This window comes from Stenotrophomonas sp. 2619 (assembly GCF_040548725.1).
In the GTDB taxonomy this organism is placed as follows: domain Bacteria; phylum Pseudomonadota; class Gammaproteobacteria; order Xanthomonadales; family Xanthomonadaceae; genus Stenotrophomonas; species Stenotrophomonas maltophilia_AP.
This window is the reverse complement of sequence record NZ_JBEPSF010000008.1, coordinates 178,344-201,853: the sequence shown is the minus strand read 5'-3', so window position 1 is coordinate 201,853 and position 23,510 is coordinate 178,344. Positions and strand designations below refer to the sequence as shown.

Here is a 23,510-nt window from a genome sequence, read left to right as displayed (position 1 = left end):
GCCGTGACGAACGTTGCGCGCGCTGCCCACGGCGTCTCGCCCCGGCACGGCCATGCCGCGCTGGTGGCGGTGGCGGCGCTGGTCGTGTTTTCCGCCACTGCGCTCTGGCTCCAATGGGCCCGCCAGGATCTGGACTGGGTGCAGGCCACGCTCAGCCTCTACCTGCACGGTCCGGGCGGGCTGGCGTTGCGCAGCGCGTACTGCGTGCTGGCGGTGGCGATCATGCTGCTGGCCTGGTCGCTGCATGCCGGCAGCCGGTCGCCCCGGCGCAGCACGGCCGCACCGCTGCTGTTCTGCGTGGCCGGGCTCGGCCTGATGGGCGTGGCGATCGGTGACAGCTGGTTGCCGACGTACGCGCCGCTGCTGGCGCCACTGGTGCATGGGCTGGCGGCCAATACCGCGTTTCTGTGCGCGAGCGTGGCCATGCTGCTGCAGAGCTGGTATCTGCGCGCCGACCCGCAGTGGTCGCGCTGGGCGGGCCCGGCCTGGTGGTGGGCCTGGGGCTGCTTCGTGCTGCTGTGGCTGCACGTGCTGTGGCGCGGTCCGCCACGCGGGGCAGGGCAGAAGCTGGTGATTGCCGCCGTCGTGCTGTGGCTGTTGGTGGTGGCCTTGCGCCAGTGGCAGCACGCGCGCCACCGGGCCGGGTAAGCAGGCGGGAAGTTGCAGCCAGTCTGTGTACATGCCGTTGCCGGGGGACCGGCGTATCGTGGCGTGGACTCTTTTGGGATGCGTAACGATGCGGCGAGCCGGGTGGGGGAAGGTTCTGGGTCTGGTGGTCGGGAGCTGGGTGTCGATGGCAGCTGCCGCGCCCCCGCAACAGGTCAGCCATGGGCGGTTCCAGCAGGTGCCGATGTACCTGCCCGACGGCCACCCGCAGCGGGTGGTGGTGTGGTTCGACGGCGGCCACGAACGCGAGCGCAGCCGTGCACGGATCGACGCCCTGCGCGCCCAGGGCGCGCTGGTGGCGCAGGTGGACGTTGCGCGCCTGCGCCAGGTACTGGTCAAGGAAGGCAGTGGCACCTGCGCATTCGGCGCCGGTGACGTGGAAAACTTCTCGCGCTGGTTCCAGGCGTACCTGCACGTACCCGGCTACCACCTGCCGCTGATCGGCGGTGACGGCGAAGGGGCCGAACTGGCCTACGCGGTGGCCGCGCAGGCCGATACGCAGGTGTTTGCGGGCCTGCTGACCACTGGCTTCTGCCCCGACCACGCGCGCGAGCGCAAGGTCTGCGGTGCCGGCAGCAGCCATGGCCGGCTGCAACCGGCCGAGCTGAATTTCCCGTGGTTGAACGCGGCGGGCGAGAGCCATTGCGCGGCCGGCAACGCGGCCGCATTCGTGCGCAAGGTGGCGATGGGGCGTGATTTCCAGCGCACCGCCGATGGCGACGACCTGCCCGGGCTGTTGGCCGCCGCGCAGGTGGTCGGGGCGCAGAAAGGCGTGAGCCTGGCGCCGCCGCCGGATGCGCTCAAAGGCCTGCCCGTGGTGGAGGTGCCTGCGAGCAAGCCCGGCGACACGTTTGCCATTTTCGTGTCCGGCGACGGTGGCTGGGCGGGGTTGGACAAGGAAGTGGCAGCGGCACTGGGCGAGGCGGGGGTGCCGGTGGTCGGCGTGGATTCACTGCGCTACTTCTGGACGGCGCGCACCCCGGAAGGGTTTGCCCGCGACCTGGAGCGCATTGCCAGCCACTACAGCCAGCAATGGCTGCGCAAGCGGGTGGTGCTGGTCGGGTTCTCGCAGGGCGCCGACGTGCTGCCGGCGGCGATCAACCAGCTGTCCCCGGCCACGCGCGCCAACGTGGCGATGATCGGCTTGATGTCGGTCGGCAAGAACGCCGACTACGAGTTCCACGTCAGCAACTGGCTGGGCGGTGGCGGGGGCGGCATTCCGATTGCGCCGGAGATCGCCAAGCTGCCGGCGGGCAAGACGCTGTGCCTGTATGGCGAAGATGACGACGACGCACTGTGCCCGTCGCTGCCGGCAGGCAACGCGCAGGTGATCAAGCTGCCGGGCGACCATCATTTCAAGGGCGACTACGATCGCCTGGCGCAGACACTGCTCGAGCATCTCCCCGCGCGGTAGAGCCGACCGTTGGTCAGCTGCCGCAGAGCTGACCGTGGGTAGAGCTGACCGTTGGTCAGCTGCCGCAGAGCCGACCGTTGGTAGAGCTGACCGTTGGTCAGCTGCCGCAGAGCTGACCGTGGGTAGAGCTGACCGTTGGTCAGCTGCCGCAGAGCTGACCGTGGGTAGAGCTGACCGTTAGTCAGCTGCCGCAGAGCTGACCGTGGGTAGAGCTGACCGTTGGTCAGCTGCCGTATCGCCGCGCATCCGAACAGCCGACCCACGGTCGGCTCTACCGGCGCGGGTCCAGCGAGATCAGCCGGGTGGCATCGAGCAGGGCCGCAGGCAGGTGCACGCCGCCCGGTGCGGCCAGGTAACGCGCGCGCCACTGCGGGGCGAACTTGGACTTGAAGCGGCGCAGCCCGCTGAACCCGTAGAAGCGTTCCCCGTGGCGGGCCACGATGTTGGCAAAGCGGTTCCAGCGGCCGGCCAGCCGGTGCTGGGCCAGCCCGGACAGCGGCGCCATGCCCAGCGAAAAGCGGTGGAAGCCATTCGCGCGGCCCCACAGGAACAACTCGATGAACAGGAAATCCATGGTGCCCTTGGGCGCATCGTCGACGTGCCGCATCAGGTCCACCGACAGCTCATGCCCGGCCGGTGCCTGCCACAGGTTGGCGAACGCCACGATGCGGCCGTCGGCTTCCACCAGCGCGACCGGGAAGCGCACCAGGTAGTCCGGATCGAAGCTGCCCAGCGAGAAGCCCTTTTCGTCGCCGGCCTTGTCGTCCAGCCACTGTTGCGAAATCGCTGCCAGTGCGGGCAGCAGTGCCGGCACCTCGGCCGGTGCGGCCACGCGGAAACTCAGGCCGCCGCGCTTGCCGCGGTTCCAGGCCTGGCGCAGGTCGGCGCGTTCGCGTCCTTCCAGGCCGAAATCCTGCAGCGGCACCATCGCCTCCTCGCCCAGCTTGACCAGGGTCAGGCCCAGGTCGAGGTAGGTCTGCCAGTAGGCCTCGCCAACCTGATAGAACACCGGGCGCAGGCCGAGCCGGTCGGCTTCCTCACGGAAGCGCCAGATCAGCCCGCGCGCCACGTCCGGCGGGCCGACCGGGTCGCCCATGGCGATCAGCGAACCGCCGTAGCGCTGCATCATCACAAAGCCCCGCTGGTCGGCATCACGCAGCACCGCCTTGTCGGCGGTGAGCACCAGGCAGGCCTGGGTGTCTTCGGCGGCCAGCAGGATGGGCGCAAGCGCATCCAGCGTGGGCATATCCGCCGGTGGCAGCGGACTGCGGGTGCTGTGCAGCAGCCGTGCCAGGCCGAAGATGGTCAACGCGATGGCCACCACCAACAGTGCACGCAGGGCGCGCGGCGCATTGCCCTGCAGGGCGAACTGCCACCACAGCTCGTTCTGGTATTCCACGTGGCTGTAGACGAAGAACAACAGCCAGATCACCGCCACCAGCACCAGGCCAAGGTTGCGGATCCACGGCCACGACCAGGCTTCGTCCAGCAGCGCGCCCTGGCGGTAGAACTCGCGGCGCGAGGCCCACAGCGCCATCGCCACCAGCAGCGCCGACAACGCGATCAGCACCTGGCCGCCGCGCAGCCAGATCGGCAGCGGCGCGATCACGCAGATGCCCAGTGCCAGCATCCACGCGGCGTGGCTGCGCCGCTGCAGGCCCTGGCCGATCAGCAGCAGCGCCACGCCGGCCAGGCTGCCGAGCAGGTGCGAGGTTTCCAGGATCGGCAGCGAGGCGTTGAGCAGGTGCCGGCGCGGCGTGGGCAACGTGCCGTCGATCACCAGCGCCGCGCCCACGCTGAACACCGCCAGCGCGATGATCTGCGGCAGCCACGGGCGCAGCGCGGTCCAACCGGCGCGGGTGGCCCCGGCGCCGACGCGCAGCGGTTTGCGCAGGGCAGGACCCAGCGCCAGCAGCGTGGCCAACAGCAAGGGCAGGACGTAGTAGGTGACCCGGTAGATCAGCGCGGCGGCCAGCACGGCGGCCGGTGCCACCTGCGGCAACAGTTTGAGCAGGCTCCACTCGAACACGCCCAGCCCGGCCGGCACGCTGGAGATCAGCCCGGCCAGCACCGCCACCAGGTACAGGCCGACAAAGCCGGGCAGGCCGGTCGGGGTGTCCATCGGCAGCAACACGTAGAACGCGGCGCTGGCCAGCACCAGTTCGACCACGCTCAGGGCGGTGACCCAGAGCATGGTGCGGCGGTCGGGCAGCCACAGGGCGTGGCCACGGATGCTGAAACTGCGCCCCTCACGACCCACCAGCAGCAGCGTGGCGACATAGCCGAGCAGGCCGACGACGCCGGCAACGCGCACCGCCTGCACCGATACCGGCAGCGCCAGCGCCGCCGCGCCGGGTTCGAGCACGAAGGCCAGGGCGAGCAGCAGCCAGGCGCCGAACACGAAGCCGAGCGTGCTCATCAGCACCACCTGGCCAATCTCGCCCAGGCTGAGTCCGGCGCCGCCGTAGCCGCGCAGGCGCACGGCACCGCCGGTGAGGGCGGCAAAGCCCAGCGTCTGGCCCAGCGTGTGTGCCAGGAACGCGGTGATGCCCACGCGCGCCGGATGCAGGCGCTTGCCACTGCGGCGCAGACCGATGGCATCGAAGCCGATCAGGCAGGCGTAGCTGGCCAGGCCCAGTACCACGGTCAGCGCGATCTGCCCCGCGCCGAGATGGCGGAAGGCCTCGCGGATGGCGCGGTAGCCGTGTTCGTCGAATTCGCTGGCCAGCCCGCGCAGGGCCAGGGCCAGGATCGCCAGGCTGAAGATGACGGTGGCGGCACGGCGCCAGGCAAGGCGGGCCGGCGCGGGAGCAGGGGTTGTTTCGGTCATCGGTGAAGCGTGCTCCGGGGCGGGCGATGAAAGAGTCAAGACAGGCGGAACGGTGGTGCGCGCGCATCGTGCGCCGGATGCGCACGCTTGCCAAGGGTGTGCGCTGTGCCTGCCGTGGCGGCAATGATCCAGGGCAAGGACAGGCTCACGCCGCATCGGTGACAATGGCCCATCACCCAGAGGAGCCATCGCCATGTTGGAACGTTTCGACGTCGGTCCGCGCATGTCTGAAATGACCGTGCACAACAAGGTTGCCTATCTGTCCGGGCAGATCCCGGAAGACACCAGCCAGGACATCACCGGGCAGACCCGGCAGGTGCTGGAAGAGATCGACAAGCTGCTGGCACTGGTGGCCAGCGACAAGCAGCACGTGCTGCGCGCGGAAGTGTTCCTGGCCGACATCAACGACTTCGCCGGCATGAACGCCGCGTGGGATGAGTGGGTGGTGGCGGGCATGACCCCGGCGCGCGCGACGGTGGAAGCCAAGCTGGCCGACCCGAGCTGGAAGGTCGAAATCGTGATCACCGCTGCGTTGCCGTAAACGGCAGCCGGGCACGGTGCACGTAGTGCCGGGCTGTTTACGGTGCACGTAGCGCCGGGCTGTTTGCGGTGCACGTAGCGCCGGGCTCTGCCCGGCTGTTCGCGGTGCACGTAGAGCCGGGCTCTGCCCGGCTGATTGTCAGCCATGCAAGGTCTACGGCAGCCGGGCAGAGCCCGGCGCTACGCGGCTGCTTGTCAGCCGTGCAAGGTTTACGGTCGCCGGGCAGAGCCCGGCGCTACGCGGTTACGCGTCAGCCATGCAAGGTCTACGGTCGCCGGGCAGAGCCCGGCGCTACGCGGCTGCATGTCAGCCATGCAAGGTCTACGGCAGCCGGGCAGAGCCCGGCGCTACGCGGTTACGCGTCAGCCGTGCAAGGTTTACGGTCGCCGGGCAGAGCCCGGCGCTACGCGATGGGGGCTGGGATCAGTGCGATGCAATCCACCGGGCACGGTGGAATGCACAGTTCGCAGCCGGTGCACAGGTCGGGCAGGACGGTGTGCATGTACTTGGCACCGCCCACGATGGCGTCCACCGGGCAGGCCTGGATGCATTTGGTGCAGCCGATGCAGTCCGCTTCGATGATCAGCGCGACCTGTGCGGGTTTGTGCGCGCCGCGGCTGCGGTCGAACGGCACCGCGGGCACGCCCAGCACATGGGCCAGCGCACGGGCGCCGTCGTCACCGCCCGGCGGACAGTGGTCGACCCCGGCCTCGCCACGGGCCATGGCCTGCGCATACGGTTGGCAGCCGTCATAGCCGCATTGGCCGCACTGGGTCTGCGGCAACAGGCGGTCGAGGCGTTCGATCAAACTGGCGGTGGTGCTGGGCATGCGTGGCGTCGGCTGCGCGGGGCGTCAGGTGAGGGGTTTGCCGCGATACCAGCGGTCGTGGGCGAGCGCGAGCATCGGTCGGTCTTCGCGGCTGTCGCCGTAGGCGTGGATGCGCTGGAAGCGTGACAGGTCGTAGCGTTGCCGGATGTGTTCGGCCTTGCGTGGGCCACAGTCGCCGTCGGCATAGCGCCCGGTCAGGCGACCGTCGCGGCTTTCCAGCCGGTTGCAGATCAGGCCCAGCCCCAGCGATTCGCACCACGGCCGCAGGTACAGGTCCAGCGAGCCGGACACGATCACCACGGTATGCCGTTGCTGCAGGTGCCAGCGGATCTGTTCGAGCATCTGCGGGCGCACCACGCCGGGCAGCACGTCGCGGGCGTAGCCGGCGGCCTGGGTGGCGATGTCCTCGCTGTGGCGGTTGCTGAAGGTCAGCCGGGTTACGCGGGCGCGGATGCGCGCGGCCGAGATCAGCTTGAGCCGGTAGGCCAGCAGCCAGGGACCCACTTTCCACCAGGCCTGGGCCAGTTGTTCCGGGGTGGCCACGCGGCGCAGGAAGCGGCCGTAGGTGTCGCAGGTGGTGACCGTGTGGTCGAAATCGAACAACGCCAGTTCCAAACCGCACCTCCGTCCGTGCAGGCCAGCAGGCGGGGACGGCGGCAGCGCCGCCCCCGGATGCGATCAGCGTACCGGCATGCCGGGCTGGGCGCTGCTGTCGGCGTCGAGCAGGGCCAGGTCGCCGCCGTCGAAGCCGGCCGACAGGATCATGCCTTCGCTCAGGCCGAAGCGCATCTTGCGCGGGGCCAGGTTGGCAATGAACACCACGCTGCGGCCGACCAGCTTCTCCGGCTCGCCGTAGCTGGCGCGGATACCGGAGAAGATCTGGCGCGTGCCCAGGTCGCCGGCATCCAGTTCGAAGCGCAGCAGCTTGTCCGAGCCGTCCACGAATTCGCAGGCCAGCACCTTGCCGATGCGCAGGTCGAGCTTGGCGAAGTCGTCGATGCCGATGTAGGCCGGGCCGTCGGCGGGTGCGGCGGCCACGGCCGGTGCCGGTGCGGCAGCAGGCTTGGCGGGCTTGGCCGGGGCGGCGGGGGCGGCAGCGGCGAGGGTGTCCTTGGAGGCGTCGGTCATGGCGTCGATCATTTTCGGGTCAATCCGGGTGAACAGCGGGGCGTACACGGCGATGGTGTGCGCGGTGAGCGGGCGGGCGATGTCGGTCCAGTCCTGCACCGGCGCAGCCAGGAAGGCCTCGGCCTGGGCAGCGGTGGCCGGCAGGATCGGCTTGAGCGCGGTGACCAGCACGCGGAACAGGTTCAGGCCCTGGGTGCAGACCGCCTGCAGCTGCGCGTCGGCGCCCTCCTGCTTGGCGATCACCCACGGTTTCTGGTCGTCGATGTAGCGGTTGGCTTCGTCGGCCAGGGTCATGGTCAGGCGCACGGCGGCGGCCGGGTCGTTGCGTTCGTACGCCTCGCGGATGGGCGCGAGGGCGGCGACGAAGCGGTCGTACTGGGCGGCATCGGGCAGGCTGTCGGCCAGGCGGCGGTCGAAGCGCTTGCTGATGAAGCCGGCGCAGCGGCTGGCCAGGTTGACGAATTTGCCCACCAGGTCGGCGTTGACGCGGGCGGTGAAGTCGCTCAGGTTCAGATCGAGGTCTTCGACGCCGCCGCCGGACTTGGCGGCGAAGTAGTAGCGTAGGGCCTCGGCTTCCAGGCCGACGTCGAGGTAGGTGCGGGCCATGACGAAGGTGCCGCGCGACTTGGACATCTTGGCGCCGTCGACCATCAGGTAGCCGTTGACATGCAGGCGGGTGGGCGCGCGGTGGCCGGTGCCGTGCAGCACGGCGGGCCAGAACAGGCCGTGGAAGTTGACGATGTCCTTGCCGATGAAATGATGCAGTTCGGTGCTGGTGCCGGCGCGGAGGTGGGCGTCGAAGTCTTCGCCGTTCTTGTCGCACAGGGTTTTGAAGCTGGACAGGTAGCCGATCGGGGCATCGAGCCAGACGTAGAAGTACTTGCCGGGCTGGCCGGGGATTTCAAAGCCGAAGTAGGGGGCATCGCGGGAGATGTCCCAGGCGCGCAGGCCGCCGTCGGCGTTGAGCCATTCGCCGAGCTTCGCCTTGACGCCGGGCAGGGCGACGTCGCCGGCCAGCCATTCGCGGAGGAAGGCGTCGAAGTGGCCGACCTCGAAGAAGAAGTGGTCGGAGTCGCGCATTTCCGGGGTGGCCCCGGAGATGACCGAGCGCGGGTCCTTCAGTTCGGTGGGGGCGTAGGTGGCGCCGCACACTTCGCAGTTGTCGCCGTACTGGTCCGGGCTGCTGCAGACCGGGCAGATGCCCTTGATGTAGCGGTCGGGCAGGAACATGCCCTTGGCGGGGTCGTAGAACTGGGCCACGGAGCGGCGCGCGATGTGGCCTTCGGCCTCAAGCTTGAGGTAGAAGGCTTCGGTGAGCGCTTTGTTGGCGGCCGAGTTGGTGGAATCGTAGTGGTCGAAGGCCACGCCGAAGGCGGCAAAGTCGCGTTCGTGGCTGGCCTGGATGTTGGCGATGAAGGCTTCCGGGGTGACGCCGGCCTTTTCGGCGGCGAGCATGATGGGGGTGCCGTGGGTGTCATCGGCGCAGACGAACCAGGTTTTGCCGCCGCTCATTCGACGCGCACGCACCCAGATGTCCGCCTGGATGTAGCCGACCAGGTGGCCCAGATGCAGGGGGCCGTTGGCGTAGGGCAGTGCGGTGGTGACTAGAGCGGTGCGGGTCATGGTCTGCGTTGTTGCTTTGGGGACCGGGGATTATCGCATGGAGGGGGTGGGCGCCTGCGGCGGGCTTTTTTTCGAAGCCGGAGCCAGGGCTACAGCCACAGCCACAGCCACAGCCACAGCCACAGCAGAGCCGAAGCCTGTTGACCGGTCTGCTGGGGGAGGGCTGGGGTGGGTGAGGCCGCGGGGCACGCTGCAAGTACGTCCTTGTAAGCTCCGCCACCGCATCCATGCGGTGGAGGGCCCCGCAACCTCACCCACCCCAACCCTTCCATAGTTGGCTGGTGTGCATGGGAACGGCGGGGGCAGAGGCCGACGCCGACGCCTTAGCGAAGCGAACCGGGACGAAACAGACTAAACGGACGAAACGGACCGAGCCGAGCTTCTTCCTGCCGAAGCCCGAGCCAGAGCGGTTTGGTTCGGGGTGTGGGGGAGAGTAGAGATGCAAAAGGCCGAAGCGGCGCAGCCGCTTCGGCCTTCTTTCTCTTCCCAACCGGCGATGCACATGCCGGGAGGGCGAGGCGGGTTTACCCCCACCGGGACCGTCCACGGCATGGATGCCGTGGACGAGCCCCCATGGACGGGTTCACGGCGTGTCCCGGTGGGGGTAAACCCGCCTCGACCACGCCGTAGCAATGACTAGACAATCAGCGCCAAATTACTCCCGCACCCATGTCTGGGAGCGGCAGATGAAGGCGATGCAGCCGGAGACGTCGAGCTTGGCGCCGCCGGTCTGCAGCTTGGCCTTGGACTTGTAGGTCTTGCCGTTGGCCGGGTCCAGGATGGTGCCGCCGGACCAGGCGTTGGCGCCGTCGGCCTTCAGGTTCCACAGGATGGTCATGCCCTTGACCGGCTTGTTCTTGTTGGCGCCTTCGCAGCCGTCGCAGACCGGGTTGGGGCCCTTGTCCGAATGCAGGATGTCCACGACCTTGCCGGTCAGCGCGCCGTTGGCGGCCTGGGTGATCTCCACGATCGACTTTACCTTGCCGGTCTTGTCGTCGATCGTCTTCCAGCGGCCAACCGCACCATCGGCGGCGCTGGCCGACATCGCGGCCAGCATCAGCGGCAGCGCCAGCAACAGGGTCTTGAAAGTCTTGCGCATGTTCCCCTCCCAGGGATGTCGGTGAAGGCCGGCGCAGTGCCGGTACAGGCCGACTGTATACCCATTCGCCGGGGTATGGGCAACGGGGTCAGGCGATTTCGTACAGCTCCAGCGGCAGGTCGTCCGGATCGGCGAAGAAGGTGAAGCGGCGGCCGGTGTACGCGTCCGTGCGGATCGGTTCGCAGTCGACGCCGGCGGCGGCCAGCCGCGCGATCATGGGTTCCAGCGCCGCTACCCGGAAGGCCAGGTGGCGCAGGCCCTGCGCTTCGGGGCGGCTGGGCCGGGGTGGGGCGCCGGGGAAGGAGAACAGCTCCAGCTGGCTGCCGTCGGGCAGGGCCAGGTCCAGCTTCCAGGAATCGCGTGCCGCCCGGTAGTTCTCGTCCAGGACCCGCAGGCCCAGTACCTGGGTGTAGAAGGCTTTGGAGCGGGCGTAGTCTGCGCCGATCACGGCCACGTGGTGGATGCCGAGCAGCGGGGTATCGTTGGGGGGCGTCATTGCAGGGTGTCCATCCAGCGCTGGGCGATCTGAAGCGCCAGCGGATAGGGTTCGGGGCCGTCGCGGTTGGTCAGGATGATGACCGTCAGGTGCTGGCGGGGATAGCGCAGGATCACGTTGCGGAAACCGATGCTTTCGCCGCTGTGCCATTGCGCGTCGCCGTTGAGCCGCCAGCCGAAGCCGTAGAACGGCACGTCGGGCTCGGTGGTGCGCGTGGCCGGGGCGAAGGCCTGGCGCAGGGAGGCGGCCGTGAGCAGGCGCTGGTCGTACAGCGCCGCGTCCCACCGGGCCAGGTCCTCCAGCGACGCGTAGATGCCGCCGTCGCCCAGCACCGCGCTGGTCGGGCTCTGGTCGGTGCGCTGCCAACGCCCGTCGACTTCGCTGTAGCCATAGGCGCGCCGGGCCACGTCGTCCACGCCGTCCTGGTGGGCTACGGTGTCGCGCATGCCCAGCGGCTGGAAGATCCGGGCGCGCAGGAACGTGGCGAAGTCCTGACCCGATGCCTTGGCCACCACCAGTGCCAGCAGCGCATAGCCGCTGTTGCTGTAGCGGTACTGGCTGCCCGGGGGGAACAGGGTGCGGTTCTGGGCGTCCAGCAGGTGCAGCACGTCGATGTCGTGCACCTGCGTGGTGGCCGCGGCCGGCATCAGGTCTTCGTAATCGAGCAGGCCGCCGGTATGGCTGAGCAGGTGGCGCAGCGTGATCGCGTCGGCGGCGGCGGGCAGCGACGGCAGCCAGCGCTTGAGCGGGTCGTCCAGGCGCAACGCGCCGTCTTCGGCGAGCAGCAGGATCGCCGCGGCGGTGAACTGCTTGCTGACCGAGGCCAGGCGGAAGTTGGTCCGGGCGGTCACGGCCGTGTGGTCCTCGACCACCGCCAGCCCGTAGCCGCGCTGGAACACCGGCTGGCCCTCGTGCAGGACCAGCACTGCCGCACCCGGAACCTGGCCGTCATAGCGCTGCAGCAGGGCGTCGATGCCGGGGTCGGGCGGCGACGGCGCCGGCGCTGCCAGCGCGCCACCTGCCGCCAACAGGCCCAGCCAGACCAGGCCGCCCGCCATCAGCCTGCTGCGGTAACGCCGGCGATCAGGGGGCTGCATGGCCGGCTCCGTGCATGGGTCAGGGGCTCGCTGCGGGCGTCGGCGTGCCGGCGATTTCGGCCGCGATCCAGCGGGTCATCTTGGCGTCGAGGATGTCCAGGGGCATCGAGCCGTCGCGCAGGATTTCCTCATGGAAACGGCGCAGGTCGAAGCGCGGGCCGAGCGCGGCCTTGGCGCGATCGCGCAGCTCCACCATCTTCAGTTCGCCCAGGCCGTTGGGCAGGGTCTGCCCGGGCAGGGCCATGAAACGCTCGACTTCGGCGGTGGCATCTTCGGTGGGCATGTCGGCGGTCTTGACCAGGTAATCCACGGCCTGGCGCTTGCTCCAGCCCTGCGCATGCACGCCGGTGTCGGCGGCCATGCGCGCGGCGCGGGTCAGCGCGGCCTGCAGGTAGCCGATACGCTCGTAAGGGTCCTGGTACACGCCCAGCTGCTCACCCAGCGATTCGGCATACAGGCCCCAGCCTTCGATGAAGGCGATATCGCCGCCGAGGCGGCGGAAGCGCGGCAGCTTGTCCAGCTCCTGCTGCAGGCCCAGCTGCACGTGGTGGCCCGGAATGCCTTCATGCAGGAACTGCATCGGCGCCGCCCAGCGGCGGCGGCTCGGCAGGTTGGTGGTGTTGACGTACAGGATGCCCGGACGCATGCCATCGGGCAGGGGCGGCTGGTAGGCCACCGCCGACGCACTGGCGGCACGTTCGGGTTCAACCGCACGGACCTCCAGTGGTGCCTTCGGCAGGGTGCCCAGCAGCGCTGGCAGGCGGCCGCCCACCTGGGCCTGCAACTGCTTGTAGCGGCTCAGCAACGCCTCGCTGTTGGCGTACTGGAAACTGCGGTCGGTGCGCATGTTGCGCAGCACCTTCTGCTGCGAACCGCGGATCTTGTTGTCCTTGAGCGTCGCGGCGATCTGCGCCTGCAGGCTGGCCACGCGTTGTTCGGCCACGGCGTGGATCTGCCTGGCATCCAGGGTGGCGGCGGTGCTCTGCACGATGTTCTGGGTGTACCAGGCCTGGCCGTTGGGCAGCGCACCCAGGCCATCGCTGGTGCGCGTGGCCGGCAGGTATTCGGTGGCGATGAAGCCGCGCAGGGCGCGGTAGGCCGGCATGATGCGGTACTCGATCATGCGCTTGTATTCGGCGCTGATGCGCGCCTTGTCCGCCTCCGGGAAATCCTCGGGCATGTTGCGTACCGGAGCCCAGAAGATGCTTTCCTCGGCGGTCGGCTTGATCACCGCATCCAGCTGCGGCAGCACCTTTTCCATCAGGTCGCGCGGCTGCGCCACGCCGGCCTTCATGCCGTCGCGCATGTTGGCCACGGCCTGGTCGAACAGCGGCGCGATGCCCAGCGAGCGTTTGGACCAGCTGTCGTAGTCGGCCACGGTATTGAACGGCTGCGCGCCCGAACCGGAGCCCAGGATGGCCATGATACTGCCCAGGTTGTAGTACTGGCTGACCGGCAGCATCCAGCTGGGGTACTTCTCGGCGGCCAGCGACATGCGCGCGTCGCGCACGAAGATCTCGTAGCTGAGCAGGTCTTGCCCGGTCAGGCCGTCGGTGCCGATCTTCTCGACCTTGCCCAGCCATTCCACGGTGAAATCATGCGACTGCTGGCGGTAGGCGGCCGACAGGATATTGGGCAGCTGGTCGTTGTGGCGGGCATCGCCCTGGAAGGTGGCCTGCAGCGGGTTGAGCCGCATCGAGGCGTCCCAGTATTCATCATAGATGCGGTTGAGCTGGGCGGCCTTGCTCTGCTGGCGGACCAGCGGCTGGCGCGTGGGCGCGGCGGCCGGACGTGCGCGCGGCTTGGCTTTGGGCTTGGCGGCGGAGCGGGTCTGCGCGGCAGCCGGCCGGTTGGCCTTCTTCTTGGCAGCTTCAGCCGGGGCGGCGCTGCCGAACAGCAGCAGGGCGGCGATGGCGAGCGCCAGGGCGCGGGCGGGATGGGGCATCGGCGGTATCCGTAAAACACACAGACCGGGGAGCTTGCCCGATCCGTGCCCATACGGCCAGCACTGGCCCCTGGTCAGTTTCGTGCGGTACGGGCCTCAGTCAGCTGCGGCATCGGCACGCAGCTGCGCGGCGCGCTCGGCGCCCAGGTAGCGGGTGATGGCGCGCCGCATCAGGTACAGCAAGGGAATCAGGGCGATGGCAAAGCCCATCTTGTAGACGTAGTTGACGCTGCTGACGGCCAGGAACAGTGCGGTGGGCCACTGCTGCGGGCCCAGCACGAACGCGATCCAGATCACCACGAAGCTGTCCACCAGCTGCGACACCGCCGTGGAGCCGGTGGCGCGCAACCAGACGTGGCGTTCGCCGGTGGCCCGGCGGATGCGATGGAAGATCGAGACATCGATCAGCTGCCCGACCAGGAAGGCCACCAACGACCCGGCGATGGTCCACATGCCCTGGCCGAACACCGCGGCGAATGCCGCCTGGTAATCGGGCACGCCGTGGGCGCTCATCGAGGTGACCCACCAGCTGGCCGGCACCAGCGAGATCGCCGCGAAGGCAAACAGGAAGCCGTAGCTGATCAACACCACCGCCAGCCATGAGATGAACTTCACCCCGCGGCGGCCGAAGAACTCGTTGATGGTGTCGGTCATGATGAACACCACCGGCCACAACAACGTGCCGGCGGTGAAACTGAGCGAGCCGGTCTGGCCGAACAGGTTCCAGTTGAACGGCGCCAGCCCGAGCGTGTCCTCGAGCGCGAAGATCTTCACCCCGATCAGTTCGGCCAGCACCGCGTTGGCGCAGAAGAACGCCGCCAGCGCGATGAACAACAGCACCGCGCGGTCCTGCAGCGGCCGCGCGCTCATGTCAGCGGTCGCCGGCGCGGGTGAACGGCACGCTTTCCGGCGCGACGGCACCGCCGGAGATGATGAAGCTCATCGCCTGGTCGACGGTCCAGTCGGTAGGGGTCAGCAGTTCCACCGGCACGATTTCCAGGTAGCCGGAGGTGGGGTTGGGTGTGGTTGGCACGTACACCGCGGCCAGTTCGCGGTCGGTGCCCTGCTCGCGGATCACCCGCGTGACCAGGCCCACCGACTTCATGTCACGGTGCGGGAAGTCGATCAGCACCACGCGCTGGGTGCTGCCCGGCTCGGTCTGCAGCATGTCCAGCAGCTTCTTGGCGCTGTCGTAGATGATGCTGGCCAGCGGAATGCGCTTGATCACCGCGCCGAACCAGCGCAGCAGGCGCTGGCCGATCACCCGCCGGCTGAGCACGCCCACGCTGAGGATCACCAGCAGGGTGGCGGCCAGGCCGATCAGGTTCTGCATCCATTCGACCTTGACCCAGCCCAGGTAGTGCGGGAACGAGGCGGCGATCTGCTCGGACAGGGGCACCACCACCGGGCTGGAAATGCCCGACAACAGCACGAACACGAATTTGACCACCACCCAGGTCAGCCAGATCGGCAGCAGGGTCAGCAGGCCGGTCAGGAACAGGCGCTGCAGGGAGGGGCGCGGAACAAGTTGGGGGGCTTCGGGCGACATCGGCGCATTGTAGCGGTGCGGCCGCCCGGATTACCCTGCCTGCGGTCGCAGGGAGCGGCGCATGAAGGGAATGCTGTGTTGAAGGGACTGAGGTGGGTGGCCGTGACCGTGCTGGGCATGGGGGGGCTGGTGGGCGGGGTGCTGCTGGTGTCGTGGCTGCTGCCGGTGCCGGCTGACGAACGCCGGGCGCTGCAGGTCATGGAGGCCGGGTTGCCCGCGATGGCGCCCGAACGCAACGCGTTCCCGGCGATCTGGCTGTTGGACCATGACGGCATGACGCCGGCGCAGATACAGGCGCAGACCGCCGACGATGCGCGCCGTTGGGCGCCGGGCCCGGCCCGCGGCGCGGACCCGGACGGCGCGGACGAAGCGGGGTTCACCAAGGTCACGCCGGCCACCGGCTGGTGCAGGCGCGACGTCAGCGCCTGTCTGGCCGCGGTACGCGCCGACGCCGAGGCGGTGGCGCAGGCCCATGCCGGCCATGACGGGTTGCACGCCCGCATTGCGGCGCTGGGCGAGGACGATCACTACCGCTCGCTGTTCGTGCCCGACATGGCGATGCCGTTCCCGTCGTTCCAGGTGTTGATGGAGCGCACGTCGTGGCATGCGCTGGCGCACGTGCGCGGCAACAGCGCCCAGGCATTGCAGGGCACCTGCGAGGATATCCGCACCGGGCGCATGCTGATGGCGCACAGCGACAGCCTGCTGGTGGCGATGGTGGGTTCGGCGATGGCCGAGCGCAATGCGGGTCTGTTCACCGAGATCCTGGCCGAGCTGCCGGCGGGCACCGCTGTCCCGGCCACGTGCCACCACGCGCTTGCCGCCCCCACGGTGGCCGAGCTGGACCTGTGCCTGCCGCTGCGCGGCGAGTTCTCCTTCATGCGGGCGGCGATGGCCAACCAGCCGGAGCTGGAGCAGGCGCAAGGCTGGTTGCACGACGAGGGCAAGACCCAGGCCCGCAATGCCTGGCAGATGTCGCGTACCTGCAGCACCGAGGTGCAGGCGCAGATCCGCGACGATCGCCCCGTGCAGTTGCCGGCGCCGCCGTCGGTCTGGTCATTGGCCTGCGTGGCCAACGCGGCCGGCTGCGTGGTGATGAACATCAGTGCGCCGGTCTACGCCGGCTACCCGCCTCGCATGCAGGATGCCGGCGCCCAGCTGCGGCTCGCCGGGGCCATGCTGTGGCTGCACGGTCAGCCGCGTGGCCCGGCCGACGCGCTGGACCGCCTGGCCGTGATGCCGCCGGCGCTGCGCAGCACGCAGCGCCCGCTGCAGCTCGGTGCCGATCGGCAGCGGGTGCAGGTGCCGCGTTACGCTCGGGCGGGCGACGGGGGCCCGGCCCTGATCAGCGCACCGCTGCCGCAGGCATGGCGCCCGCAGTGAGCGGCGCGGTTACGGCAGCGGATTGAACGCCGCGCCGTCGCCGATGCTGTCCAGCGTCCAGCGCTTCTTCGAGACCAGTTTCTCCCATCTCACCTGCTCGCCGTCGGTCTCGATGCTGCCGCTCGCCCGGCGCACCTTCGCAGTGGCGTAGTTGATGCTCACCGATGCGGTCTGCCCGGAGTTGCGCATCATGGAATCGTCGTCGTAGCCGATCAGCGCGAAGGCGTCGTGCTGCCAGCGGAAGGTGAAGCGGGTGGAACCGGTGGCCCAGCTGCCGGCGTTGGAGAACGCGTACAGGCCCACCTGCAGCGTGCCGCGCACGATCGATACGCCGCCGGCGCCGTCTTCGAACACGTCCGAGAGGTTCGGGTACTCGTGGCGCGGAATCAGCTGGTGGTTCTGCGCGGCCAGCGCATAGCTGCCGTCCGGCCGCGCCCAGGCGATCGCGAGCAGGCGCGGGTTGCTGTCCAGCGGACTGATGCCCATGCCGTCGTGTTCAAGCACGTTGCGGGGATCCTGCTGGCGCAGCACCAGCACCAGGTCGGCCCGCCGGTCGGCGTTGAGGTCGCCATCCAGCCGCTGTTCGATGCGCCAGCCGCGCGGCACGAAGCCGTTGGCATCCGTGGCGGTGGCCGGCAGCGTCGGGTAGTCCACCGGCGGGATGTCCAGTGCGTGCGCAAGCGCCGGCAGGCACAGCAGGGGCAGGGCGGCAAACAGGGTGCGCATGGGGCAGGGACCGGTGTCGGGGGCGCCGAGCATAGCAAGCCCCCCGGCGTGCTCAGCCCGTGCGGGCGCTGCCGTTGCGTGCGTCCGGCTTCAGCCGCAGATACACCTGCTTGCGTACCCGCGCGACCACCTCGCCCTGTGCATCGAGAATGTCGTTGCTGAACCAGTGCAGGTACTTTTCGCCACCGGCCGTGGCGGCACGCAGTTGGTCCAGCAGCGCGTCATCCAGATGGAACTCCGCACGCACCGTGCCGCGGCCCGGCTTCAGGAATTCGATCTCGCCGGCCCGATCCCACACGTAGTAGTCGCGGCCCAGGTTGTGCATCACGGTGAGCATCCAGAACGGATCGGTCATCGCAAACAGGCTGCCGCCGAAATGCGTGCCCACGTAGTTGCGGTTCCAGGGGCGCATGCGCAGCTCGACCTGCACGTGGCGGTAGTCGGGGCTGACCTGGCTGACGTGGATGCCGGTGAACAGGAACGGCGGCCACAGGTTCATGCCGTGGCGGAACACGCTGGCTTTCATCGGGTCGACCCAGGTTGCGAACGAGGCGGGCAGCTTACCATTCGCAAGCGTATGGCGGGTGGGCGCGGGGCGCGGCTGGGTTTCTTGCTGGCCGCCGCGGGCCGCTGTATATCGTGAACATCATCTCCCCAGGGTGCCCCATGCAGTCCATCGCCATGCCAGGTTCGCAGTTCCACAGGATCCACTCCACCCACTCACACATCCAACGGAAGCGTTGCTGAGATGGCCGTTGTGTACCCCAACATGGTGCCGACGTGGGCGGAAATCCATCTGGATGTCACGGACTCATCGGGCGAGCCAGTGCAGGAGATGCTGCAAAAATACTGGCGCCCAATGGCGCTGTCCCGCCGCGGGGGGAGCTGTGGTACGGGTTCGTCATCAATGACAGCGCGGTCGAATCCATTTCGCCGGGTCAATCCGTCACATGCCTGGTGTCCTTCCTCAATCACGAGGACGCACAGCACGCCTTCGCACCGGGGGCATCCATCCTGTTCGGCGATGGGGTCACCACCAAAGGGGTGTTGAGACTGGTATAGGTCCCACGCGATTCCCCTGCCGTGATGCGGTCAGTCGCCGTCGTCGGCCATGTAACCGTCGCGCCCGGCGGCCTTGGCCTTGTACAGCGCCGCATCGGCGCCTTCGAAGAAGTGCCGCGGTTCGCTGCGGACGGCGGGCACACGCGTGTAGACGCCCACGGTCAGGGTGATGTGGATGCGTTGCCCCTGCGCGCCGGGTACCTCCAGCCGGCGTACCCGTGCCAGCAGGTCCTCGATCACCTGCACCGCGCCGTCGGCGGCGGTATCGGGCAGGATCAGCGCGAACTCGTCGCCGCCGAAACGCGCGGCCATGTCGCGCGGCCGCCGGGCGTGCGCGCCGATCTCGGTGGCGATCAGGCGCAGCACGGTGTCGCCGGCCTGGTGGCCGTACACATCGTTATGGTGTTTGAAGTGGTCCACGTCGATCAGCACCAGGCTCAGCGGGCGGCCACTGCGGCGGCCGGCGTCGTGTTCCTGCTGCAGCGTCTGCTCGAAGCGCAGGCGGTTGCCCAGCCCGGTCAGGGCATCGCTGTTGGCCTGGCGGCGCCACGCGCTGATCCGCCACAACACCCAGGCGCAGATCACGGCCAGCATGCCGGTCAGCGCTGCTGCCGGGGCAAACCAGAGGTTGCCGGCACGCAGCAGCACGAAGCTGAGCAGCAGGGTGGACGGCAGTGCGAGCAGTGCGCTGGCCGATGCGCGGGGCAGTGACAGGCCCAGGCAGCACAGCGCCACCAGCAGGCCGCTGAGCAGGTCGCGCCACAGCGTCGGGGGCAGGGTGATCACCTTGTCGGTGAGCAGCATCGAGGCCACGTTGGCTTGGTACTCGCTGCCGCTCATCCAGCGCTCGCGCGTGGTCGGGGTGAGCAGGCGCGGGGCGATGCCGCTGGCGGTCATGCCCACCAGGATCAGCCGCCCACGCAGCAGTGCCGGGTCGACGTCGCCGTTGAGCAGGTCCACGTAGGACACCTGCGGGAACCGTTCGGGTGGGCCGGCGTAGCGCACCCGGACGTAGTGGTCGCGTCGCCACTGATAGGGCGAGGACTGTCCCGGGTCCGGGTCGCGCAGGCCGGGCAGCGGGCCACGCGCGTCGGCCAGCGCCAGCCCGAGCGCGGGCCAGTGCGGTGAGCCGATCCCGGCGGTGAGGTACAGGCCGCGTGCCACGCCGTCGGCGTCCACTTCGATATCGCTGTGCCCCAGCGTGGCCGCGTTGGCGGCGATCAGCGGGATCGGCAGCAGTTCCTCGGCCATGTTCGGGCCGCTGGCCGGGGCGGCCAGTACGGGCAGCACCACCTTGCCGTTGCGGCGGATCGCTGCCGCCAGCTCCGCGTCCTGCGCCGCGTCCTGGCGGTCCGGTTCGGACAGCATCAGGTCCAGCACCACCCGCGCGCTGCCCGCCTCGGTAAGGCGGTCAAGCAAACGGGCGTGGGTCGAGCGTGGCCAGGGCCACTGGCCGATCTGCTGCAGGCTGTTGTCGTCGATCGCCACGATCAGCAGGCGCGGGTCGGGCGGGTAGTCCCATGCCCCGACATACGCATCGTAAACCGCCTCGTCCTGCTGCCAGAACCACTGGAAGTGGCTGGCGATGGCGGCCAGGCCGCCCACCATCACCGACAGCGCCAGCCGCTGCGGCCACGACAGTGCCAGTGGTGTCACAGCAGCAGCCACAGCAGCAGTGCGCCGCCGCCGGCGCCGTAGCAGGTGCGGCAGGGCAGCGTGACCTGCTGCGCCGGCGAGAACGTGCCGGCATAACCGTCGTCGTCGATGTACTGCACGCGTACGTGCAGGGTGCCGTGCCAGGGCCGCTTGAGCGAGACCTCCGGCTGGTCGACCTCGCGGTCCAGCAACGGGTGCGCGAAATCGCCCTTGCGGTCGATCTGCACGCGGTAGCGTTGCCCGGCGTCACCGGCCTGCCAGCGCAGCGTCAATTGGCCCTTGGCCGCCTGCGGTGGCTGCAGGGCAGGGTCGACAGGGGTATCGGTGAGGGTGAGCGCCACCGGCTGGCCGAAGCGTCCGCGGTGGCCGTTGCCATCGCGCGAGGCCACACGCCAGAAGTACGCGCCCGGGGCCAGGTCGGCGGCCGCCCGTGCGTGCGGGCTGGTGCTCTGCTGTTCCAGCACGGGCGAAAGGAACTGTGCGTCACGCGCGATCTGCAGCACGCTGGTCGCCGCGCCATCGACCTGGCTCCACTGGAAGCGCGGACGCGCACTGTTGACGGTTTCCTGGTTGACCGGGCGCACCGTCAACGGGGGCGGCGGTTGATCGCGCACCTCGAAATCGTGTTCGGCGTCGAGACCTTCCACGTCGTCGGCGCTGACGGCGCGGACCAGCACGCGCAGCGCGCCCGGCGCCAGGTCTGGCAGGGTCAGGGAGGTGGCAGGGGTGTCCTGTGCGAACAGCAGGATCTCGGGTTGGTCGGCACGCACCACTTCCACGCGGTAGTGCGCGGCACGGTCCACCGCCGTCCACGCCAGCTGCGCGGGCAGCGGGTCCAGACGCAGCTGCGCCGGGTCCAGCAACGGCGCCGGCAGCAATGGCTCCAGTTCGCCCGGGCGGGTGTCCTGCGATGTGCTGCGGGTGGCCTGGCCGCGGGTGACCAGGCGTTGGCCGCGCTCGTTGCCAACCTGCACCTTGCCTTGGATGACTTCGGTCGCCGCGCTGCGCCCGTCACCGCCGGCACTGACCCGGAACACGGTACCGCGCACGCTGCTGGTCGCCGTTGGCGCATCGATGATGTAGCGCGACGCCGGACCGGTGGCGGGGGTTACCCGGTTGCTGGTGCGGCCCTGTTGCAGGCGCACGCGGGTGTCGACCATGCCGGTGTGCCCGTAGCGACTGAGCTGGTCCAGGCGCAGTCGCGAGTTTTCGCGCAGCTGCAGCCGCGAATCATCGGCAAAGACGAGGGTGACGCTGGCATCGGCGCCAGTGACCAGATGCTGGCCGATCGTCAGCAGCTGGCCTTCGATCACCTCGCGCAGGCCGCCGTGCGTCGCGTCGCCAACCTGCACGGACCCGCGCAGGGCCAGCACCCGGGCCGGGACAGGCTGCACCGCCAGCCACGCCACCGGGAAGCGCAGCTGGCTGCCCGGCGGCAACCGGTAGGGGTCGCTCACGCGGTTGTGGGATTGCAGGTGTTGCCACGGTACCGACGGTTTCAGGTAGCGCGATCCCAGGTCCCACAGGGTGTCGCCGGGACGCACGCGGTAGGTCCAGTCCTGGGCCAGCAAGGGAAATGCGGAGAACAGCAGGGCTGCCACCATCAACAGGCGTGCGGGCAGCGAACAGGGGTGAAGCAAACGGGTCGAACTCACGGTCATCAGGGCCCTGCTGGGCGGGGCTCAGCCGTGCGGCCCCCATGGCCCAGACCTCATCCCCCCGAATGGATCGCGGCGTCGTGGACGCCGCGGTCGCATTATTGCCCGGGACCCGTGCAGAGTTTCTGAACGTGACTTCCGTCACATTCCATGCGGGCGAGGGGCATTCGTCCCGGCTAACTGAACACGTGGCGCATCCGGCGCCGGATCAGAACAGCAGCGAGGCCATCCGGCGGCGATAGCGCCCCACCAGATCCTCATCGGCGATAACCTTGAAGGCGTCGATCAGCAGCTTGCGCGGCAGGCCCTCGGCGAAGCTGCGGTCGCTGCGCAGCATGGCCAGGAACTGCTCCAGCGCGGCTTCATCCTCGCCGCCCAGCAGCAACTGCACGCCGCGCAGGTGACGGGCCTGCAGGTCGTCGCCATTGGCCGCGATGCGGGCGTCCAGCGTTTCGGCGGCCGGTGCATCCTGCAGTGCGTTGGCGAAATCCAGGCGCGCACGGGCACGCACCGCACGGTCGTCGGTGGCCAAGTTGGCCGGCAGCGCATCGATCAACGTGCTGGCCTCGGCCGTGCCACCGGTCTGCAGCAGGGCCAACGCCAGGTCCAGTTTGAGCTCGTCCTTGTCCGGCTCGGCGGCGATCGCCGCACGCAGCACGTCGACCTGGGCCTGCGGGTCCAGCGGCTCGGGTTCGAAAACTGCGTCAGCGGCCGGCTCGGCAGGCGTGACCCCGTGCTGGGCCAGGAACTCGCGCAGCTGGCCTTCCGGGATCGCACCGGGGAAGCCGTCCACCAGCTGGCCACCCTTGACCAGGAACACGGTGGGCACCGAGCGGATCTGGAAGGCCGCTGCGATCTGCTGTTCGGCATCCACGTCGACCTTGGCCAGCTCGAAGGCGCCGTGGTACTCACCGGCCAGCTTTTCCAGCATGGGCCCGAGGGTTTTGCAGGGCTCGCACCAGCTGGCCCAGAAATCGACCAGCACCGGCGTCTGCAGGGACTTCTGCAGGACCTCGGTTTCGAAGGTGGCGGTGGTGGCGTCGAAGACGTGCGGCAATTCGCTCATGGTCGGCAATCAACGATTAAAGATGTACGCAGTGTATGGGTGCGCAGGTTGCGGGACGCAACCCCGGCGCCCGGGATCGGCGCAAACCGGTGACAATGCGTGGCGTCCTCTTTGGCCCAGGCAGACCTTCATGCACATTTCGCCCCGTATTGATCGCGGCATCGGCGCGCTGGCCGCACTTGCGTTCGTGGTGGCGGTTATCGGCTTCGGTGCGGCGCTGCCCGGGTACCGCGCGCTGTCGCATCCGGTGGCACTGCTCGGCGCCACCGGGGTGCCGCATGCGCAGGCGTTCAGTTGGTTGGGGCTGGTGCTGCCGGGGGTGCTGGCCTGCGCGGTGGCGCTGCGCCTGCTGCTGCGGGTGCCGCGCACGGCGCCCTGGACGCTGCGCGTGGGCGTGCAGCTGCTGGTGCTGGCGGGAGCCGGCTTCGCCGCGATGGGGCTGCTGCCGCTGGACGCCAGCGATATTGAAAGCCCGGCCAGCCAGTTCCATGCCAGTGCGTGGATGGTGTGGGTGCTGGCATTCGTGCCGGGCACGCTCCTGTATGGGCTGGGCGCGCTGCGCGTGACGGGCTGGCGCGCGCAGGCGCTGCTGCACCTGGGCTGCGCCGTGGGCATGGTGTTGGCCGCGTTCGTGCTGCAGGCGTGGATGCCGGCACCGCTGGCGCAGCGGCTGGCCTTCGCCGTCTGGGTGGTGTGGCTGGTAGCGGCGCTGCCCTTGGCGCATCGTCGGCGCTGAGCGGAA

Annotated in this window: 20 protein-coding genes; 5 read left to right on the top strand and 15 right to left on the bottom strand. The window is 69.2% G+C overall.

Annotated features, from left to right (window positions below; all coding sequences use genetic code 11):
- Positions 1–3: 3 nt before the first annotated feature.
- Both ABIA71_RS10360 and ABIA71_RS10355 read left to right on the top strand, forming a co-directional pair.
- Entirely contained in the window at positions 4–648 is a 645-nt protein-coding gene (locus tag ABIA71_RS10360) for a DUF998 domain-containing protein (RefSeq protein WP_354285120.1), read from the top strand.
- Between the two features lie 88 nt (positions 649–736).
- Positions 737–2,080, top strand: coding sequence for a virulence factor family protein (locus ABIA71_RS10355; protein WP_354285119.1), 1,344 nt, complete (start codon positions 737–739; stop codon positions 2,078–2,080).
- A 271-nt stretch (positions 2,081–2,351) separates the two neighbouring features.
- On the opposite strand, the gene mprF is transcribed toward ABIA71_RS10355, so the two are convergent.
- Positions 2,352–4,910 (bottom strand): bifunctional lysylphosphatidylglycerol flippase/synthetase MprF, encoded by a 2,559-nt coding sequence (gene mprF, locus ABIA71_RS10350; protein ID WP_354285118.1) that lies wholly within the window; start codon positions 4,908–4,910, stop codon positions 2,352–2,354.
- A 193-nt stretch (positions 4,911–5,103) separates the two neighbouring features.
- Here mprF and ABIA71_RS10345 point away from each other — a divergent pair, with 193 nt between their 5' ends.
- A complete protein-coding gene (locus ABIA71_RS10345) occupies positions 5,104–5,451 on the top strand; it encodes a RidA family protein (protein WP_038687069.1) in 348 nt (115 codons plus the stop codon).
- 403 nt (positions 5,452–5,854) lie between these two features.
- On the opposite strand, the gene rnfB is transcribed toward ABIA71_RS10345, so the two are convergent.
- The 9 genes from rnfB to ABIA71_RS10300 form a co-directional block, all read right to left on the bottom strand.
- Positions 5,855–6,280 carry an Rnf electron transport complex subunit RnfB gene (gene rnfB / locus ABIA71_RS10340; RefSeq protein ID WP_354285117.1) on the bottom strand — a complete coding sequence of 142 codons (426 nt, stop codon included), beginning with the start codon at positions 6,278–6,280 and terminating at the stop codon, positions 5,855–5,857.
- A 24-nt stretch (positions 6,281–6,304) separates the two neighbouring features.
- Positions 6,305–6,895: an HAD family hydrolase gene (locus ABIA71_RS10335; protein ID WP_354285116.1), complete on the bottom strand. Its 591-nt coding sequence runs from the start codon at positions 6,893–6,895 to the stop codon at positions 6,305–6,307.
- 63 nt (positions 6,896–6,958) lie between these two features.
- The gene (gene metG, locus ABIA71_RS10330) at positions 6,959–9,031 is read right to left on the bottom strand and encodes a methionine--tRNA ligase (RefSeq protein ID WP_354285115.1); all 2,073 of its coding nucleotides are present in this window, start codon (positions 9,029–9,031) and stop codon (positions 6,959–6,961) included.
- Between the two features lie 655 nt (positions 9,032–9,686).
- The gene (locus ABIA71_RS10325) at positions 9,687–10,130 is read right to left on the bottom strand and encodes a DUF2147 domain-containing protein (protein WP_354285114.1); all 444 of its coding nucleotides are present in this window, start codon (positions 10,128–10,130) and stop codon (positions 9,687–9,689) included.
- An 88-nt stretch (positions 10,131–10,218) separates the two neighbouring features.
- Positions 10,219–10,626, bottom strand: a complete 408-nt coding sequence (gene gloA2, locus ABIA71_RS10320; protein WP_354285113.1) for an SMU1112c/YaeR family gloxylase I-like metalloprotein — start codon at positions 10,624–10,626, stop codon at positions 10,219–10,221.
- Positions 10,623–11,684: a serine hydrolase domain-containing protein gene (locus tag ABIA71_RS10315; RefSeq protein WP_354285141.1), complete on the bottom strand. Its 1,062-nt coding sequence runs from the start codon at positions 11,682–11,684 to the stop codon at positions 10,623–10,625. The genes gloA2 and ABIA71_RS10315 overlap by 4 nt, the downstream gene beginning before the upstream one ends.
- A 58-nt stretch (positions 11,685–11,742) precedes the next feature.
- On the bottom strand, positions 11,743–13,668 hold the full coding sequence (locus ABIA71_RS10310) for a DUF885 domain-containing protein (RefSeq protein WP_354285112.1): 1,926 nt from the start codon (positions 13,666–13,668) through the stop codon (positions 11,743–11,745).
- 96 nt (positions 13,669–13,764) lie between these two features.
- On the bottom strand, positions 13,765–14,538 hold the full coding sequence (locus tag ABIA71_RS10305; RefSeq protein WP_128097103.1) for a queuosine precursor transporter: 774 nt from the start codon (positions 14,536–14,538) through the stop codon (positions 13,765–13,767).
- A 1-nt stretch (position 14,539) separates the two neighbouring features.
- A complete protein-coding gene (locus tag ABIA71_RS10300) occupies positions 14,540–15,217 on the bottom strand; it encodes a DUF502 domain-containing protein (protein WP_128097102.1) in 678 nt (225 codons plus the stop codon).
- A 78-nt stretch (positions 15,218–15,295) separates the two neighbouring features.
- Between ABIA71_RS10300 and ABIA71_RS10295 the strand changes: the two genes are divergently transcribed.
- On the top strand, positions 15,296–16,600 hold the full coding sequence (locus tag ABIA71_RS10295; protein ID WP_354285111.1) for a hypothetical protein: 1,305 nt from the start codon (positions 15,296–15,298) through the stop codon (positions 16,598–16,600).
- A 9-nt stretch (positions 16,601–16,609) separates the two neighbouring features.
- Here the strand turns inward: ABIA71_RS10295 and ABIA71_RS10290 are convergent, their stop codons facing one another.
- From ABIA71_RS10290 to trxA, 5 genes are all read right to left on the bottom strand, one after another.
- Complete coding sequence (locus ABIA71_RS10290; protein WP_354285110.1) at positions 16,610–17,326, bottom strand: hypothetical protein; 717 nt, start codon at positions 17,324–17,326, stop codon at positions 16,610–16,612.
- Between the two features lie 52 nt (positions 17,327–17,378).
- The gene (locus tag ABIA71_RS10285) at positions 17,379–17,852 is read right to left on the bottom strand and encodes a DUF4442 domain-containing protein (RefSeq protein ID WP_354285109.1); all 474 of its coding nucleotides are present in this window, start codon (positions 17,850–17,852) and stop codon (positions 17,379–17,381) included.
- 566 nt (positions 17,853–18,418) lie between these two features.
- Positions 18,419–19,996 (bottom strand): CHASE2 domain-containing protein, encoded by a 1,578-nt coding sequence (locus ABIA71_RS10280; RefSeq protein ID WP_354285140.1) that lies wholly within the window; start codon positions 19,994–19,996, stop codon positions 18,419–18,421.
- Between the two features lie 44 nt (positions 19,997–20,040).
- Complete coding sequence (locus ABIA71_RS10275; RefSeq protein ID WP_502961227.1) at positions 20,041–21,705, bottom strand: FecR domain-containing protein; 1,665 nt, start codon at positions 21,703–21,705, stop codon at positions 20,041–20,043.
- Between the two features lie 205 nt (positions 21,706–21,910).
- Positions 21,911–22,768 (bottom strand): thioredoxin, encoded by an 858-nt coding sequence (gene trxA, locus ABIA71_RS10270; protein ID WP_354285108.1) that lies wholly within the window; start codon positions 22,766–22,768, stop codon positions 21,911–21,913.
- Positions 22,769–22,898: 130 nt separating this feature from the next.
- Here trxA and ABIA71_RS10265 point away from each other — a divergent pair, with 130 nt between their 5' ends.
- On the top strand, positions 22,899–23,504 hold the full coding sequence (locus ABIA71_RS10265; protein WP_354285107.1) for a DUF998 domain-containing protein: 606 nt from the start codon (positions 22,899–22,901) through the stop codon (positions 23,502–23,504).
- Positions 23,505–23,510: the final 6 nt, after the last annotated feature.